Consider the following 16,632-nt stretch of genomic DNA (forward strand, 5'->3'; position numbering starts at 1 on the left):
GTCAGGCGCGCTCGCCGATCAAGCGCTCGGCCTCGGCCAGGCGCTCCAGGGTACCGACATCCACCCAGTGGCCGCGGAAATGCTCACCGCTCACCTGGCCTGACGCCATCGCCTGGCGCAGCAACGGCGCCAGCTTGAAGGCGCCCGCCTGGCAGCTTTCGAACAAGGCCGGGTGCAGCACCGAGAGGCCGCTGAAGGTCAGCGTGCCGGGGGCGTCGTCACCATCGACCACCCGACCCTCGCTCAGACGGAAGTCGCCACGCCCGTGATGGCCGGGGTTATCGACCAGCACCAGATGCGCCAGCCCGCGCAGCGGCGCGCGCAGGAGGCTGAGGTCATAGTCGGTCCAGATATCGCCGTTGATCAGGGCGAACGGTTCATTCCCCAGCAATGGCAGGGCTTTGAAGATGCCACCGCCGGTTTCCAGCGGCTCACCTTCGGCCGAGTAGCGAATGCGTAGGCCGAACCGGCTGCCATCGCCCAGATGGTCCTCTATCTGCTGGCCAAGCCAGGCGTGGTTGATCACCACCTCGGTAAACCCGGCCGCCGCCAGCGCGCGCAGGTGATACTCGATCAGTGGCCGACCCGCGACTGGCACCAGCGGTTTTGGGGTATGCAGGGTCAGCGGGCGCATGCGCTCGCCTTTGCCTGCTGCAAGAATCATCGCCTTCATGCACGCGCTCCGTCTTGCAACTCGGCGATCAGCTGGCCCAGTTCGGCAAGCTCCGGGCGACGGCTGACCACTTCATCTATATAGGCGAAGAATCGCGGGACGTCGGCCAGATAACGCGGTTTTCCGTCACGATGGCAGATTCGCGCGAAGATACCGATCACTTTGAGATGGCGCTGCACGCCCATCAGGTCGCTGGCGCGCTGGAAATCGTCGAATACCGGCTGTACCGGAATGCCCGCAGCCTGCGCCTGCTCCCAGTAGCTGCGCAGCCAGCCTTCGACCTGCGCCTGCGGCCAGCTGAGGAACGCATCCTTGAACAGGCAGGTGATGTCGTAGGTGACCGGCCCATAAACCGCGTCCTGGAAGTCCAGTACCCCTGGGTTCGGGGTGCTCTGCATCAGGTTGCGCGGCATGTAGTCCCGGTGCACCAGTACCTTGGGCTGGGCCAGGGCGCTGTCGATCAGCAGTTGGCTGATACGCTGCCAGCTGGCTTTCTGCGCATCAGTGAGGGCCAGGCCGAGCTCGCGGCCAACGTACCACTCTGGGAACAGTTCGACTTCACGGCGCAGCAAGGCGTCGTCGTAGCTGGGCAGCGGCGCGTCCATCGGCAGGCGCTGGAAAGCCAGCAGAGCCTCGATGGCATCCGCGAACAATGCATCGGCGTTGTCAGCCTGAATGATGTCCAGGTATGTCTGGTGGCCCAGATCACCCAGCAACAGGAAACCACGTTCCAGGTCCTGCGCATGAATCTGCGGCACATGCACGCCTGCGCGGGCCAGCAGATGATCAATGGCGACGAATGGTCGGCAGTTTTCCTGTGGCGGTGGCGCGTCCATGATCACGAAGCTGTGGCCTGCGCCCTGCCAGCGGAAGTAACGGCGGAAGCTGGCATCGCTGCTGGCGGCAGTCAGGCTGCCCTCAGGCACCTCACCCCAGGCGTTGTCGCGGAAAAGCTGATCGAGCTGCTCACGGAGCCAGACGGTCAGTTGTTGCAGGCGTACATCGTGTTCAGGCATTACAAGGGTCTCCGACGGCCCTAGCCGTCAAGCGGGTCATGCTTTATTATCCAGCATCTTTTTCAGACCATCGAGAGGCGTGCGGCCCCACACGCGGGCAGATGGCACGCAGGAAGCCCGGACTAATAAGATGGCATTGAAATCCCCCGCGTTTCGTAGAAAGTTTCCGTTGCTGGTGACCGGCGGCCTGCTGGCCATGCAACCTTTGGCCACCCCCTATGTGGTGGCTGCCGAGCAGTTCGACTGCCAAGTGTCCGCCTCCGGTGGTTGGGACTGCAAGCCCAAGACCCCAGCCAACAACCTGCCTCCGCGCCCGGTGCATGAAGGCGCCGCGCTCACGTCGGGCACCGAAGCCGAGCCGGCCGAGTCCGCTGACAAGCCGATGCTGGTCACCGAGGCCAAGGGCCGTGGCCTGAAGTCGCGCAGCGAAGACTACAGCCACCTCGACTGGGTTCCACGCGAGAAGCTCACTGCAGCCCAGCTGGCCGAAACCGGCCCGTACTGCGGTGGCGCGTACATCGAGCCCACTCGCCCAGGCATGGCCGACTCCACGCCCAAGGACGAATCGCCGACCTACATCAACGCCAAGGTGTCCAAGTACCAGCAGGAGCAGCAGATCGCTACCCTCGCCGGTGACGTGGTCATGCGTCAGGGCAGCATGCAGGCCGAAGCCGACGAGGCCAACCTGTACCAGGCCGAGAACCGTGGTGAGCTCAAGGGCAACGTCAAGATCCGCGACAACGGCTCGCTGGTCGTCGGTGACCAGGCGCAGATTCAGCTCGATACCGGCGAAGCCCAGGTCGACAACGCCGAATACGTGATGCACAAGTCGCACATTCGCGGCAACGCCCTGTACGCCAAGCGTGGCGAAAACGCCATCATCCGTCTCAAGGACGGTACGTACACCACGTGCGAACCGGGCAGCAACGCCTGGCAGCTGAAGGGCAACAACATCACCCTGAACCCGGCGACCGGTTTCGGTACCGCGACAAACGTCACCCTGCGGGTCAAAGATTTCCCGGTGCTCTACACACCGTACATCTACTTCCCGATCGATGACCGTCGCCAGTCCGGCTTCCTGCCGCCGTCGTTCAGCAGCACCAGCGACACCGGCTTCATGCTGGTCACGCCTTACTACTTCAACCTGGCGCCCAACTATGACGCCACGTTGTACCCGCGCTACATGACCAAGCGCGGCATGCTGATGGAAGGCGAGTTCCGCTACCTGACCAAGTCCAGCGAAGGCCAGTTCGGTGGCGGCTACCTCAATGACGAGGACGACGACCGCAAGCTGCAGACGGACTACAAGAAAGAACGCTGGATGATCAACTGGCAGCACAAAGGTGGCCTGGACGAGCGCCTGATGACTGAAGTTGACTACACCGACATCAGCGATCCGTTCTACTTCCAGGACCTTGAAACCGACCAGATCGGCGTCAAGAGCCGGGACGTGGTCAACCAGCAAGGTGCCCTGACCTGGCGTGGCGACACTTACACCGCCCGCCTGAATGCACAAGCGTACGAGATGGCGACCCTGTCGCAGATCACCCCGTACGACAAACTGCCGCAGATCACCCTCAACGGCGCGCTGCCGTTCCATCCAGGTGGCCTGGACATGGGTTACGAAACCGAAGCGGTACGCTTTGATCGTGACCTGAAGAACGACAAGGTATTCGACAAGGACGGCAACCTCGACACCACCGCCGGTCCCGATGGCCGCCGCCTGGACCAGAACATCACTGGTATTGCGCGGGCCAACGGTACGCGCCTGAATGTCGCGCCGTCGATCAGCCTGCCGATGCAAGCCAGCTATGGCTACATCACGCCCAAGCTGAAGTATGCGTACACGCACTATGACCTCGACCTGGACAGCCAAGGCCAGGCACAGGCGATTGCGCAATCGGCCAACCCGGCATACGGCAGCTACAACAGCACGCTGAACCGTGACATTCCGATCGCCTCGGTCGACAGCGGCCTGTATTTCGACCGCAACACGTCGCTGTTCGGTACCAACTACCGGCAGACCCTCGAACCGCGCATGTACTACCTCTACGTCCCGTACAAGGACCAGAAGGACATCCCGCTGTTCGATACGGGTGAAACCCTGTTCAGCTACGACTCGCTGTTCCGCGACAACCGCTTCTCCGGCACCGACCGCATCGGTGACGAGAACAAGCTGTCGCTGGGCGTGACCACGCGCTGGATCGAGGACAACGGCTTCGAGCGTCAGAATTTCAGCATCGGCCAGGCTTACTACTTCAAGGACCGCAAGGTCCAGCTGCCAGGCATCGACTACCGTACCCGCAAGGACTCGCTGTCGGATGTGTCGCCGTACGCGTTGCTGTACAACTACTACTTCAACCGCGACTGGCGCTTCAATTCGGACTTCAACTGGGACCCGGACAGCCGCAGCACCCGCTCGGGCAGCGCGATGTTCCACTACCAGCCTGAAGACAACCCGAACAAGATCGTCAACGTCGGTTATCGCTACCGCAACGACACCATCGCCTACGACTCCACTACCGGTACCTGGAAAGTGGGCGGCGGCGACTATGGCACGCCGGGCGATCCGAACTACATCAAGGATTACTACAAGATCCAGCAGCACGACTTCTCGGTCATCTGGCCGGTCGTACCGCAATGGAACGTGATCGCCCGCTGGCAGCATGACTACAACCGCAACCGTACCCTGGAAGCCATGGGCGGCTTCGAGTACGACAACTGCTGCTGGAAGCTGCGCCTGATCAACCGTTACTGGGTCGACTACGACGACTTCAGCCAGGCTACCCCTGCAAACGAAAAAGGCGACCACGGCATCTTCCTGCAAATCGTCCTGAAAGGCCTCGGCGGCGTAGTGGGCAACAAGGTGGAATCGTTCCTCGACCAAGGCATTCAAGGTTACCGTACACGTGAAGACCAAGCTTATTGATCGACTGCGCCCGGTGTTGCTGGGCGCTGCATTGCTGAGTGGCGCGGTGCATGCCGCGGTACAACCCATCGACCGCGTGGTGGCCATCGTCGACAACGACGTGGTCATGCAGAGCCAACTGGACCAGCGTGTCCACGAGGTGCAGCAGACCATCGCCAAGCGCGGCGGCGGCGTGCCGCCGACTGGCGCACTGGAGCAGCAGGTACTGGAACGCCTGATCGTCGAGAACCTGCAGCTGCAGATCGGCGAACGTTCGGGCATCCGCATCACCGACGAAGAGCTGAACCAGGCCATCGGCACCATTGCCCAGCGCAATGGCATGTCCCTGGAGCAGTTCCGCGCCGCCCTTGCCCATGATGGCCTGTCGTTCGACGACGCCCGTGAGCAGGTCAAGCGCGAGATGATCATCAGCCGCGTGCGTCAGCGCCGCGTTGCCGAGCGCATCCAGGTTTCCGAGCAGGAAGTGAAGAACTTCCTCGCCTCGGACATGGGCAAGATGCAGATGTCGGAAGAGTACCGCCTGGCCAACATCCTCATCCCGACCCCGGAAGCCGCCAACTCGGACGACATCCAGAAGGCTGCGCGCAAGGTCGGCGACCTGTACCAGCAATTGCGCCAGGGTGCCGACTTCGGCCAGGTGGCGATTGCCAACTCGGCCAGCGAAAACGCCCTTGAGGGTGGTGAGATGGGCTGGCGTAAAGCGGCCCAGCTGCCACCGGACTTCGCCAAGATGCTCAGCAGCATGGCGGTCGGCGACATTACCCAGCCAATTCGCATCCCCAACGGCTTTATCCTCCTCAAGCTCGAGGAGAAGCGCGGTGGCGGCGAGAACGTGCTGCGTGACGAAGTGCATGTCCGCCACATCCTGATCAAGCCGAGCGAAATCCGCAGCGAAGCAGCCACCAAACAGCTGGCCGAGCGCCTGTACGACCGCATCCAGAACGGCGAGGACTTCGGCGAGCTGGCGAAGAGCTTCTCGGAAGACCCTGGTTCCGCACTCAACGGCGGCGACCTCAACTGGGTTGACCCGAACAGCCTGGTACCGGAGTTCCGCGAGCAGATGGCCAACGCCCAGCAAGGCGTGGTGACCAAACCGTTCAAGACCCAGTACGGCTGGCACGTCCTTGAAGTGCTGGGCCGCCGTGCCACCGACAGCACCGAGCAGGCGCGTGAGCAACAGGCCATGAACGTGCTGCGCAACCGCAAGTACGACGAAGAGCTGCAGACCTGGCTGCGCCAGATCCGCGACGAAGCCTACGTTGAAATCAAGCTGCCTGGCGCTGACCAGGCCGCACAGTGAAGCCCCTGCGCTTCGCCGTCACTCCCGGCGAACCAGCCGGCATAGGCCCCGACCTGTGCCTGCTGCTCGCCGCCGACGCCCAGCCCCACCCCCTGATTGCCATCACCAGCCGTGACCTGCTCGCCGAGCGGGCCGCGCAGCTGGGGCTGGCTGTCAACCTGCTGCCGGTAATGCCAGGCCAATGGCCCGACCTGCCTGCGCCTGCCGGCAGCCTGTATGTGTGGGACACACCCCTGGCCGCGCCAGTGGTGCCAGGCCAGCTGGACAAGGCCAACGCGGCGTTCGTGCTGGAAACCCTGACCCGTGCCGGCCAAGGCTGCCTTGACGGGCAATTCGCCGGGATGATCACCGCGCCGGTGCACAAGGGCGTGATCAACGAAAGCGGTATCGCCTTCTCCGGCCATACCGAATTCCTTGCCGACCTCACCAGCACCGCCCAGGTAGTGATGATGCTGGCCACCCGTGGCTTGCGTGTCGCCCTGGTGACGACGCACCTGCCGCTGCGAGACATTGCCGACGCCATCACTGCCGAGCGCGTGGAGCGGGTCACCCGCATCCTGCACGCTGATATGCGCGACAAGTTCGGCATTGCCAACCCGCGCATCCTGGTCTGCGGCCTCAACCCGCATGCCGGGGAAGGCGGCCATCTTGGCCGCGAAGAAATCGACATCATCGAGCCAACGCTGGCCCGCCTGCGTACCGAAGGCATGGACCTGCGCGGCCCGCTGCCGGCCGATACCCTGTTTACCCCCAAATATCTGGAGCACTGCGACGCGGTGCTGGCGATGTACCATGACCAGGGCCTGCCCGTACTCAAGTACAAAGGCTTTGGCGCTGCCGTCAATGTGACCCTGGGCCTGCCGATCATCCGCACATCGGTCGACCACGGCACCGCCCTGGACCTGGCCGGCAGCGGCAAGGTCGACACCGGCAGCCTGCGCGTCGCCCTGGAAACCGCCTACCAGATGGCCGAGAACCGACCATGAACGAGCAATACCAACACCGGGCGCGCAAGCGCTTCGGCCAGAACTTCCTGCACGATGCGGGCATCATCGACCGCATCCTGCGCGCCATCAACGCCAAGGCTGGCGAACACCTGCTGGAAATCGGCCCGGGCCAAGGCGCCCTGACCGAAGGCCTGCTGGGCAGTGGCGCCCAGCTGGACGTGGTGGAGCTGGACAAGGACCTGGTGCCGATCCTGCAACACAAGTTTGCCGGCCGCGGCAATTTCCGCCTGCACCAGGGCGACGCCCTGAAGTTCGACTTCAACCAGCTTGGTGTGCCGCCGCGCAGCCTCAAGGTGGTCGGCAACCTGCCGTACAACATCTCCACCCCGCTGATCTTCCACCTGCTCAGCCACGCCGGGCTGATCCGTGACATGCACTTCATGCTGCAGAAGGAAGTGGTCGAGCGCATGGCGGCCGGCCCAGGCGGTGGTGATTGGGGCCGCCTGTCGATCATGGTGCAGTACCACTGCCGGGTGGAACACCTGTTCAACGTGGGCCCGGGCGCGTTCAACCCGCCGCCGAAGGTCGACTCAGCGATCGTGCGCCTGGTACCGCACGAAGTGCTGCCCCACCCTGCCAAGGATGCACGGTTGCTGGAGCAAGTGGTGCGTGAAGCGTTCAACCAGCGTCGCAAGACCCTGCGCAACACCATGAAAGGACTGCTCGACAGCGCCGCCATCGAAGCCGCAGGCGTGGATGGCAGCCTGCGCCCTGAACAGCTCGACCTGGCGGCCTTCGTGCGCCTGGCCGATCAGCTGGCCGACCAGCAGGCCTGATTCAGCCTGTACTGGCCTCTTCGCGACGGTTGGACGCGAAGAGGCCGCACTCCCCCGAGGCTGCGCGCCGCTGGCCCTCCCCCCTGCCAATGGCCTAGACTGCATTATTGCGTCAGTTCGCCCAAGGCCCTTGCATGTCCGACCCTCGCTATCAGATCGACGTCAGCGTCGTGACCCGTTACCTGAAAGATCAATCCGACCCCGAAAGCAGTCGCTTCGCCTTCGCCTACACCATCACCGTGCAAAACAACGGCTCGGTCAAAGCCAAGCTGTTGTCGCGTCACTGGCTGATCACCAACGGTGATGGCGAGGTCGAGGAAGTGCGCGGTGCCGGCGTAGTTGGCCAACAGCCAACCATCGAGCCCGGCCAGAGCCATACCTACAGCAGCGGCGCGGTGATCAGCACACGCGTCGGCACCATGCAGGGCAGCTACGAAATGTTCGCCGAAGACGGCAAGCGCTTCGAAGCCGACATCGCACCCTTCCGCCTCGCGGTGCCTGGGGCGCTGCACTGATGGCCACCTACGCCGTCGGAGACCTGCAAGGCTGCCTGGGGCCGCTCAAGTGCCTGCTCGAACGGGTCAACTTCAACCCGGCGGTCGACCGCCTGTGGCTGGTCGGCGACCTGGTAAACCGCGGCCCCGACTCGCTGGAAACCCTGCGTTACCTCTATTCGATCCGCCAATCGCTGGTATGCGTGCTGGGCAACCATGATTTGCACCTGCTGGCCGCCTGGCACAACGTCGAGCGCCTGAAGAAAAGCGACACCCTGCGCGAGATCATCGAAGCGCCGGACGCCGATCAACTGCTTGACTGGCTGCGCCAGCAGAAGCTGCTGCATTACGATGAGCCGCGCGGCATCGCCCTGGTCCATGCCGGTATTCCGCCGCAATGGACCCTGGGCCAGGCACTGCAACTGGCCGAAGAAGTCGAGCAAGTGCTGCGCGACGACAACCGCCTGCAACTCTACCTCGACGGCATGTACGGCAACGAGCCGAACAAGTGGAGCAAGAACCTCACCGGTGTCGAGCGCTTGCGGGTGATCACCAACTACCTCACGCGCATGCGCTTCTGCACCGCGGCAGGCAAGCTCGACCTCAAGAGCAAAGAAGGCCTCGATACCGCACCCAAAGGCTACAAGCCCTGGTATGCGCACAAGGACCGCCGCTCGCGCCACGTGAAGATCATCTTCGGCCACTGGGCTGCCCTCCAAGGCCAGGTCAACGAACCCGGCATCATCGCCCTCGACACCGGCTGCGTGTGGGGCGGCGCCATGACCCTGTACAACGTCGACAGCGGCGAATACCAGCGCTGCGACTGTACCGACGATGGCCATGTCCGCCTGCCGCCACAAGCCACTACACTGAACGATCAACCCTGAAGAGAACCGTACCCATGAGCGAATTCAAGCGCATCCCTCCCGAGCAGGCCCTGGCCCTGCGCGCGCAAGGTGCGGTAGTCGTCGACATTCGCGACTCGCAAGCCTTTGCCGCTGGCCACATCACCGGCGCCATGCATCTGGATAACCACTCGGTCGCCGAGTTCATCCGCAATGCCGACCTGGATGCACCGACCCTGGTGGTCTGCTACCACGGCAATTCCAGCCAGAGCGCAGCCGCCTACCTGGTCGGCCAGGGCTTCTCCGACGTGTACAGCGTCGATGGCGGCTTCGAACTGTGGCGTAGCACCTACCCGGCCGAGACCGCCCAGGGCACCGCCGAATAATTTTTTTCATTTTTACTCCAGCCCGCGTCCCACGCGGGCTCGCAGCCCACCTGACGAACGGTCGTTCGCAACTTCTCCGCCGCCCGCCCTTGATCTTGCGGATAACCAACTATTCTTAAGCGCAGGCCATCCAGAAAAAGGGGAGAGCCGGTACACCGGCGTGCGGGTCATCGGTAGCGTTACAGGGTGTTCTGGGGGGTATACAGCAATCGGCGAACCCGGTTGCATGCCAGCATCAGCTGACTGATCCGGCGTCGTCTCCACGTATCGAGCGAGGTGACGTCATGAGTATTTTTAGCCACTTCCAACAACGCTTCGAGTCTACGCGCCAGGAAGAACTCTCGCTGCAGGAGTACCTCGAGCTGTGCAAAGAGGATCGCAGTGCCTACGCATCGGCGGCTGAACGGCTGTTGCTGGCCATCGGTGAGCCAGAACTGATCGACACCTCTTCCAACTCCAGGCTGTCGCGAATCTTCTCCAACAAGGTCATTCGCCGGTATCCGGCCTTTGCCGACTTCCATGGCATGGAAGAGTGCATCGACCAGATCGTTTCGTACTTCCGCCATGCCGCCCAAGGCCTGGAAGAGAAGAAACAGATCCTCTATCTGCTGGGCCCGGTAGGCGGCGGTAAATCGTCGCTGGCCGAGAAACTCAAGCAGCTGATGGAAAAGGTACCTTTCTACGCCATCAAGGGCTCGCCGGTATTCGAGTCACCCTTGGGCTTGTTCAATGCCACCGAAGACGGGGCCATTCTCGAGGAAGAGTACGGCATCTCGCGGCGCTACCTGAACACCATCATGTCGCCTTGGGCCACCAAGCGCCTGCAGGAATTCGGCGGTGATATCAGCAAGTTCAGGGTGGTGAAACTGTACCCCTCGATCCTCAACCAGATCGCCATCGCCAAGACCGAGCCGGGTGATGAGAACAACCAGGACATCTCCGCCCTGGTCGGTAAAGTGGATATCCGCAAACTCGAAGAATTCCCGCAGAACGACGCCGATGCCTACAGCTATTCGGGCGCACTGTGCCGGGCCAACCAGGGCCTGATGGAATTCGTCGAGATGTTCAAGGCGCCAATCAAGGTCCTGCACCCCTTGCTTACCGCCACCCAGGAAGGCAATTACAACAGTACCGAAGGCCTTGGGGCCATTCCCTATACCGGTATCCTGCTGGCCCACTCCAACGAATCGGAGTGGCACACCTTCCGCAACAACAAGAACAACGAGGCATTCATCGACCGGATCTATATCGTCAAGGTGCCGTACTGCCTGCGCGTCAGCGATGAGATCAAGATCTACGACAAGTTGCTGGTCAACAGCTCGCTGGCCAAGGCCCATTGCGCGCCAGACACGCTTAAGATGCTTGCCCAGTTCACCGTGCTCTCGCGCCTCAAGGAGCCGGAAAACTCCAACATCTACTCGAAGATGCGGGTCTACGATGGCGAAAACCTCAAGGACACCGACCCGAAAGCCAAGTCGATCCAGGAGTACCGCGATGCGGCGGGCGTCGACGAAGGCATGAACGGCCTGTCAACCCGCTTCGCCTTCAAGATTCTCTCCAAGGTGTTCAACTTCGACCCGCATGAAGTGGCAGCCAACCCGGTGCACCTGCTGTATGTGCTGGAACAGCAGATCGAGCAGGAACAGTTCCCGGCCGAAGTACGCGAGCGCTACCTGCGCTATCTGAAGGAATACCTGGCACCGCGCTACATCGAGTTCATCGGCAAGGAAATCCAGACCGCCTACCTTGAGTCCTACAGCGAATACGGCCAGAACATCTTCGACCGCTATGTGCTGTACGCCGACTTCTGGATCCAGGATCAGGAATACCGCGACCCGGAGACCGGCGAAATTCTCAACCGCATCGCCCTCAACGAAGAGCTGGAAAAGATCGAGAAACCGGCAGGCATCAGCAATCCGAAGGACTTCCGCAACGAAATCGTCAACTTCGTGCTGCGTGCCCGTGCCAACAACAATGGCAAGAACCCGAGCTGGCTCAGCTACGAGAAGCTGCGGGTGGTGATCGAGAAGAAAATGTTCTCCAACACCGAGGACCTGCTGCCGGTCATCAGCTTCAACGCCAAGGCCAGCAAGGAGGACCAACAGAAGCACAACGACTTCGTCACGCGGATGGTGGAGCGTGGCTACACCGACAAACAGGTGCGCCTGCTGTCGGAATGGTACCTGCGGGTCAGGAAATCGCAATAAAGCGGCAAGCTACAAGCCGCACGCTTCAAGCTGCCCAGCGCCGGGCGCAAGCCCGGCGCCGTAGCTTGCAGCAGCGGCGGCTGCTCTTTTCTGCAGCCTGAAGCTTGTGGCTTGCAGCTGCTCCCAGCTACCGGAGGGACCATGAGCTACGTTATCGACCGACGCCTGAACGGCAAGAACAAGAGCACGGTCAACCGCCAGCGCTTCCTGCGGCGTTACCGTGAACACATCAAGAAGGCGGTCGAAGAGGCCGTGAGCCGCCGTTCCATCATGGACATGGAGCACGGTGAACAGATCAGCATTCCGGGACGGGACATCGATGAACCCGTGCTGCACCATGGTCGTGGCGGCAAACAGACCATCGTGCACCCAGGCAACAAGGAGTTCACCGCTGGCGAGCACATCCCTCGGCCGCAAGGCGGTGGGGGTGGCAGTGGTCGCGGCAAGGCCGGCAACTCCGGCGAGGGCATGGACGATTTCGTCTTCCAGATTACCCAGGAAGAGTTCCTCGAATTCATGTTCGAAGACCTCGAACTGCCCAATCTGGTCAAACGTCACCTGACCGGCGCCGACACCTTCAAGACCGTAAGAGCCGGTATCGCCAACGAAGGCAACCCGTCACGCATCAACATTGTCCGCACCCTGCGCTCGGCCCACGCCCGGCGCATCGCTCTGACCGGCAGCAGCCGAGCGCTGCTGCGCGAAGCACAGAAGGAACTGGACCGACTGAAAGTCGAGGAACCCGACAACTTCACCGACATCCAGGAAGTCGAACAGGAAATCGAGCGGCTCAAGGCACGCATCAACCGCCTGCCCTTCCTCGACACCTTCGACCTCAAGTACAACCTGCTGGTCAAGCAGCCCAACCCCAGTTCCAAGGCGGTGATGTTCTGCCTGATGGACGTGTCCGGCTCGATGACCCAGGCCACCAAGGACATCGCCAAACGCTTCTTCATCCTGCTGTACCTGTTCCTCAAGCGTAACTACGACCGCATCGAGGTGGTGTTCATTCGCCACCACACCAGCGCCCGCGAAGTCGACGAGGAAGAGTTCTTCTACTCCCGGGAAACTGGCGGAACCATCGTCTCCAGTGCGCTGAAGATGATGCAGGAGATCATGGCTGAACGTTACCCGGCCGCCGATTGGAACATATACGCCGCCCAGGCCTCAGACGGCGACAACTGGAACGACGACTCGCCGATCTGCCGCGAGATCTTGTCCAAGCAGATCATGCCGCATGTGCAGTACTACACTTACGTTGAGATCACCCCGCGTGAGCACCAGGCGCTGTGGTACGAGTACGAGCGAATCGGCGAGGCCTTCCCCGACACATTCGCCCAGCAGCAGTTGGTATCGGCCGGCGATATCTACCCGGTCTTCCGTGAACTCTTCCAGCGCAGGTTAGCCACATGACCGCCAGAGCACAGAGACGCCAACCCATTTCCACCGGGTCCGAGTGGACGTTCGAGCTGATCCAGACCTACGACCGGGAAATCAGCCGGCTGGCCGAGCGTTACGCCCTGGATACCTACCCCAACCAGATCGAGGTGATCACCGCCGAGCAGATGATGGATGCCTATGCCTCCGTCGGCATGCCGCTGGGTTATCACCACTGGTCTTACGGCAAGCAGTTCCTCAGTACCGAGAAGTCCTACAGCCGGGGGCAGATGGGCCTGGCTTACGAGATCGTGATCAATTCCGATCCGTGCATCGCCTACCTGATGGAAGAAAACACCATGTGCATGCAGGCACTGGTGATTGCCCACGCCTGCTATGGCCACAACAGTTTCTTCAAGGGCAACTACCTGTTCCGCACCTGGACCGACGCCACGTCGATCATCGACTACCTGGTGTTCGCCAAGCAGTACATCGCCCAGTGCGAGGAACGCCACGGCATCGATGCCGTGGAGGATCTGATCGACTCTTGCCACGCGCTGATGAACTACGGAGTGGATCGCTACAAACGCCCCTATCCGATCTCCGCCGAAGAAGAACGCCGGCGCCAGAAGGACCGTGAAGAGCACCTGCAGCGGCAGATCAACGACCTCTGGCGCACGATTCCAAAGGGTGCCGAAAAAAGTGGCGAGCGCGACGATGCGCGATTCCCCTCCGAACCGCAGGAAAACATCCTCTACTTCATCGAGAAGAACGCCCCGCTGCTGGAACCCTGGCAGCGCGAAGTGGTGCGAATCGTGCGCAAGATCGCCCAGTACTTCTACCCACAGCGTCAGACCCAGGTGATGAACGAAGGTTGGGCTACCTTCTGGCACTACACCCTGATGAACGACCTGTACGACGAAGGCCTGATCACTGAAGGCTTCATGATGGAGTTTCTGCAGTCGCACACCAGCGTGGTGTTCCAGCCCGGTTTCGACAGCCCGTACTACAGCGGCATAAACCCCTACGCGCTGGGCTTTGCCATGTACACCGACATCCGTCGCATGTGCGAAAACCCGACCGAGGAAGATCGCCGCTGGTTCCCCGACATTGCCGGCAGCGACTGGCTGTCTACTATCAAGTTCGCCATGAGCAGCTTCAAGGACGAGAGCTTCATCCTGCAGTACCTGTCACCCAAGGTGATGCGTGACCTGAAGCTGTTCAGCATCCTCGATGACGACCAGCGCGATGACCTGCTGGTACCGGCCATCCATGACGAGTCTGGCTACCGGATCATTCGCGAGCAACTGGCAGCGCAGTACAACCTCGGCAACCGCGAGCCCAACGTGCAGATCTGGAGCATCGACCGCCGTGGCGATCGCTCGCTGACCTTGCGCCACCAGCAACACAACCGCAAACCGCTGGGCGATTCCACCGAGGAAGTGCTCAAGCACCTGCACCGCCTGTGGGGCTTCGATATCCATCTGGAGACCGTACAGGGCGACCAGGTGGTCAAGACCCATCACATGCCGCCGCGTGGGGAGCATGCCGAGAGCGGCGACTACGGGCGCATGGACCTCGCCGTCATCCACCACCTCTGATGCACCGCCATTGCTGCCGACAGGGTATCCTGTGGGCAGTAATGGAGGCTGCACATGCACATCTACAAAGTCGGCGGCGCAGTACGCGACCGCCTGCTCGGGCGCCCGGTCAGCGATATCGACTGGCTGGTGGTCGGCGCCACGGTCGAAGAAATGCACGCCCAGGGTTTTCGCCCGGTCGGCGCTGATTTCCCGGTGTTCCTGCATCCGAAGACCGGCGAGGAATATGCCTTGGCGCGCACCGAGCGCAAGAGTGGGCGCGGTTATGGCGGGTTCACTTTTCACGCTAGCCCCGACGTGACGCTGGAAGAAGACCTTATCCGTCGAGACCTGACCATCAATGCGATGGCCGAGGATGAACAGGGAGCGGTCTACGATCCCTACCACGGCCAGGCCGACCTTGAGCAACGTATTCTGCGCCACGTCTCGCCCGCGTTCGCCGAAGATCCCCTGCGCGTGCTGCGCGTTGCCCGCTTTGCCGCGCGCTATGCCCCACTAGGTTTTCAGGTCGCCGATGAAACATTGGCACTGATGCGCCAGATCTCCGAATCGGGCGAGCTGCAGGCGCTGACAGCCGAACGTAGCTGGAAGGAGATCGAACGGGCGCTGATGGAAAGCCAGCCGCACGTATTCATCCAGGTGCTGCACGCCTGTGGCGCCCTGAAGGAATTGATGCCGGAACTGGAACACAGCGCGGATACGCTGGCTGCACTTCACCGGGCGGCAGAGCACCAACAGCCGCTGGCTGTGCGCTGGGCGTGCTTGCTGCGAGGGCTGGAACCAGTGGCGATCAAGGCGCTCAACCAGCGTTTCAAGGCCCCGCGTGAATGCCAGGAACTGGCCGTGCTGGTGGGTGAGTTTGCCATGCGCGCCGACGAGGCTTTGCAGCTAACGCCTGCAGATTTGCTGGAAATGTTGCAGAAGTTCGACGTTTATCGGCGGCCGCAGCGTTTCGAGGATTTCATTGCAGCGTGTGAGATGGCCTCGCCTGGAAGTTATCCACAGGCCGATTATCTGCGAGGAGCAGCGGTGGCGGCACGGGCGGTGGATGTTAAGCCGCTGGTGGAAGCCGGGATGACCGGGCAAGGCCTGGGCGAGGCTCTCAAAGATGAGCGACTGAAAGCGCTCGAAACTTACAAGACGGGCCGTTACAGGCTCACGCCTTAGTCAGCTGCAAACCGCGCCACTCGAAGGCAACAGGCGCCAACACCTGGTCGATCCGCGCCTCCTGCCACAACTGCGCCATGCGCTTCCCGGCACCGGGAAGCACAAGCTCCGGCGCCAGCAGCGACAACGGCCACAGCACGAAGGCATTCTTCAGGATCTCCGCCCGAGGCAGCACCAGCCCATCGAACGTGCCATGCAGGTCGTCATACATGAGCACGTCGATATCCAGCGGCAGGCCCTTGCGGTCCGGCGCATAGCGGCCGTTGTCCGCCTCGATGAACTTGAGCCGGCGATCCAGCTCCATCAGGGGCAGATCGGTCTTGCCGGTGACCACGAAGTTGATGAACGGCCCGCTCTTGATCCCCACCGCCTGGCTCTCGAACGCCGGGGAACATTGCATGTCGCTGAGAATGGCCGCCAACGCATCGAGCCCCGCACACAGGTGCTGGTGGCGATCAATGTTGCTGCCAAGGCCCAGATAAACCGTGCTCAGAGACATCCGCGCTCGATCTCCACGCCAACACCGCCACGGGCAGCGGGAACGGCACCCGGCTTGGTCAGCTTCAAGCGAACCCAGGGAATGTGGAATTCCTCCATCAGCGCTGCCACCAGGCGCTCGGCAAAGGTTTCCACCAGCTCGAAGCGCGCCTGCTCGGCAAATGCTTGGACTCGTGCCGAAACACTGGCGTAGTCGAGCGCCAGGTTCAGGTCGTCACCGGCCGCTGCCGGACGGTTGTCCCAGGCAAAACTCAGGTCCAGGCGCAGGCACTGGCGAATATCCCGTTCCCAGTCATAGGCACCGATGACGGTATCGACTTCCAGGCCTTCGATGAACACTCTGTCCAAGCACTTCT

General features: G+C 61.9%; 15 protein-coding genes. 11 read left to right on the plus strand and 4 right to left on the minus strand.

The features are described 5' to 3' along the window. Position 1: 1 nt before the first annotated feature. Positions 2-673, minus strand: coding sequence for an N-acetylmuramate alpha-1-phosphate uridylyltransferase MurU (murU, locus tag ACOKS3_RS27120; RefSeq protein ID WP_422764555.1), 672 nt, complete (start codon positions 671-673; stop codon positions 2-4). Then, positions 670-1,689, minus strand: coding sequence for an aminoglycoside phosphotransferase family protein (locus tag ACOKS3_RS27125; RefSeq protein WP_103448729.1), 1,020 nt, complete (start codon positions 1,687-1,689; stop codon positions 670-672). The genes murU and ACOKS3_RS27125 overlap by 4 nt, the downstream gene beginning before the upstream one ends. A 130-nt stretch (positions 1,690-1,819) precedes the next feature. On the opposite strand from ACOKS3_RS27125, the gene ACOKS3_RS27130 reads away from it, so the two are divergent. The 11 genes from ACOKS3_RS27130 (at position 1,820) to ACOKS3_RS27180 (ending at position 15,778) form a co-directional block, all read left to right on the plus strand. Then, a complete protein-coding gene (locus ACOKS3_RS27130; protein ID WP_422764554.1) occupies positions 1,820-4,618 on the plus strand; it encodes an LPS-assembly protein LptD in 2,799 nt (932 codons plus the stop codon). Continuing rightward, the gene (locus ACOKS3_RS27135; RefSeq protein WP_103448727.1) at positions 4,599-5,918 is read left to right on the plus strand and encodes a peptidylprolyl isomerase; all 1,320 of its coding nucleotides are present in this window, start codon (positions 4,599-4,601) and stop codon (positions 5,916-5,918) included. Before ACOKS3_RS27130 ends, ACOKS3_RS27135 begins: the two co-directional genes overlap by 20 nt. Further along, a complete protein-coding gene (gene pdxA, locus ACOKS3_RS27140) occupies positions 5,915-6,904 on the plus strand; it encodes a 4-hydroxythreonine-4-phosphate dehydrogenase PdxA (protein WP_103448726.1) in 990 nt (329 codons plus the stop codon). Before ACOKS3_RS27135 ends, pdxA begins: the two co-directional genes overlap by 4 nt. Next, a complete protein-coding gene (rsmA, locus tag ACOKS3_RS27145) occupies positions 6,901-7,701 on the plus strand; it encodes a 16S rRNA (adenine(1518)-N(6)/adenine(1519)-N(6))-dimethyltransferase RsmA (protein WP_422764553.1) in 801 nt (266 codons plus the stop codon). The genes pdxA and rsmA overlap by 4 nt, the downstream gene beginning before the upstream one ends. Positions 7,702-7,835: 134 nt before the next feature. Next, on the plus strand, positions 7,836-8,216 hold the full coding sequence (gene apaG, locus ACOKS3_RS27150; RefSeq protein WP_027917463.1) for a Co2+/Mg2+ efflux protein ApaG: 381 nt from the start codon (positions 7,836-7,838) through the stop codon (positions 8,214-8,216). Continuing rightward, positions 8,216-9,082, plus strand: a complete 867-nt coding sequence (locus tag ACOKS3_RS27155; protein WP_103448724.1) for a symmetrical bis(5'-nucleosyl)-tetraphosphatase — start codon at positions 8,216-8,218, stop codon at positions 9,080-9,082. Before apaG ends, ACOKS3_RS27155 begins: the two co-directional genes overlap by 1 nt. A 14-nt stretch (positions 9,083-9,096) precedes the next feature. After that, entirely contained in the window at positions 9,097-9,426 is a 330-nt protein-coding gene (gene glpE, locus ACOKS3_RS27160; RefSeq protein WP_103448723.1) for a thiosulfate sulfurtransferase GlpE, read from the plus strand. Positions 9,427-9,710: 284 nt separating this feature from the next. Beyond that, the gene (locus tag ACOKS3_RS27165; RefSeq protein ID WP_060484777.1) at positions 9,711-11,633 is read left to right on the plus strand and encodes a PrkA family serine protein kinase; all 1,923 of its coding nucleotides are present in this window, start codon (positions 9,711-9,713) and stop codon (positions 11,631-11,633) included. A gap of 141 nt (positions 11,634-11,774) precedes the next feature. After that, entirely contained in the window at positions 11,775-13,046 is a 1,272-nt protein-coding gene (locus ACOKS3_RS27170) for a YeaH/YhbH family protein (RefSeq protein WP_103448722.1), read from the plus strand. After that, on the plus strand, positions 13,043-14,611 hold the full coding sequence (locus tag ACOKS3_RS27175) for a SpoVR family protein (protein ID WP_103448721.1): 1,569 nt from the start codon (positions 13,043-13,045) through the stop codon (positions 14,609-14,611). Before ACOKS3_RS27170 ends, ACOKS3_RS27175 begins: the two co-directional genes overlap by 4 nt. Before the next feature lie 54 nt (positions 14,612-14,665). After that, positions 14,666-15,778 carry a multifunctional CCA tRNA nucleotidyl transferase/2'3'-cyclic phosphodiesterase/2'nucleotidase/phosphatase gene (locus ACOKS3_RS27180; RefSeq protein WP_103448720.1) on the plus strand — a complete coding sequence of 371 codons (1,113 nt, stop codon included), beginning with the start codon at positions 14,666-14,668 and terminating at the stop codon, positions 15,776-15,778. Here ACOKS3_RS27180 and folK read toward each other — a convergent pair. Then, positions 15,768-16,277 carry a 2-amino-4-hydroxy-6-hydroxymethyldihydropteridine diphosphokinase gene (folK, locus tag ACOKS3_RS27185; RefSeq protein WP_422764552.1) on the minus strand — a complete coding sequence of 170 codons (510 nt, stop codon included), beginning with the start codon at positions 16,275-16,277 and terminating at the stop codon, positions 15,768-15,770. The two genes, ACOKS3_RS27180 and folK, sit on opposite strands and share 11 nt — an antisense overlap. Beyond that, a complete protein-coding gene (folB, locus tag ACOKS3_RS27190; protein ID WP_103448718.1) occupies positions 16,268-16,624 on the minus strand; it encodes a dihydroneopterin aldolase in 357 nt (118 codons plus the stop codon). The genes folK and folB overlap by 10 nt, the downstream gene beginning before the upstream one ends. Positions 16,625-16,632 lie beyond the last annotated feature (8 nt).

The organism is Pseudomonas sp. HS6-2 (assembly GCF_049325675.2).
Taxonomy (GTDB): domain Bacteria; phylum Pseudomonadota; class Gammaproteobacteria; order Pseudomonadales; family Pseudomonadaceae; genus Aquipseudomonas; species Aquipseudomonas putida_N.

Excerpts from the sequence above, each read along its gene's own strand:
- folK (WP_422764552.1), bottom strand. The coding sequence starts at position 16,277 with ATGTCTCTGAGCACGGTTTATCTGGGCCTTGGCAGCAACATTGATCGC.
- rsmA (WP_422764553.1), top strand. The coding sequence starts at position 6,901 with ATGAACGAGCAATACCAACACCGGGCGCGCAAGCGCTTCGGCCAGAAC.
- murU (WP_422764555.1), bottom strand. The coding sequence starts at position 673 with ATGAAGGCGATGATTCTTGCAGCAGGCAAAGGCGAGCGCATGCGCCCG.
- ACOKS3_RS27170 (WP_103448722.1), top strand. The coding sequence starts at position 11,775 with ATGAGCTACGTTATCGACCGACGCCTGAACGGCAAGAACAAGAGCACG.
- apaG (WP_027917463.1), top strand. The coding sequence starts at position 7,836 with ATGTCCGACCCTCGCTATCAGATCGACGTCAGCGTCGTGACCCGTTAC.
- ACOKS3_RS27125 (WP_103448729.1), bottom strand. The coding sequence starts at position 1,689 with ATGCCTGAACACGATGTACGCCTGCAACAACTGACCGTCTGGCTCCGT.
- ACOKS3_RS27130 (WP_422764554.1), top strand. The coding sequence starts at position 1,820 with ATGGCATTGAAATCCCCCGCGTTTCGTAGAAAGTTTCCGTTGCTGGTG.
- ACOKS3_RS27165 (WP_060484777.1), top strand. The coding sequence starts at position 9,711 with ATGAGTATTTTTAGCCACTTCCAACAACGCTTCGAGTCTACGCGCCAG.
- ACOKS3_RS27155 (WP_103448724.1), top strand. The coding sequence starts at position 8,216 with ATGGCCACCTACGCCGTCGGAGACCTGCAAGGCTGCCTGGGGCCGCTC.
- ACOKS3_RS27175 (WP_103448721.1), top strand. The coding sequence starts at position 13,043 with ATGACCGCCAGAGCACAGAGACGCCAACCCATTTCCACCGGGTCCGAG.
- ACOKS3_RS27180 (WP_103448720.1), top strand. The coding sequence starts at position 14,666 with ATGCACATCTACAAAGTCGGCGGCGCAGTACGCGACCGCCTGCTCGGG.
- glpE (WP_103448723.1), top strand. The coding sequence starts at position 9,097 with ATGAGCGAATTCAAGCGCATCCCTCCCGAGCAGGCCCTGGCCCTGCGC.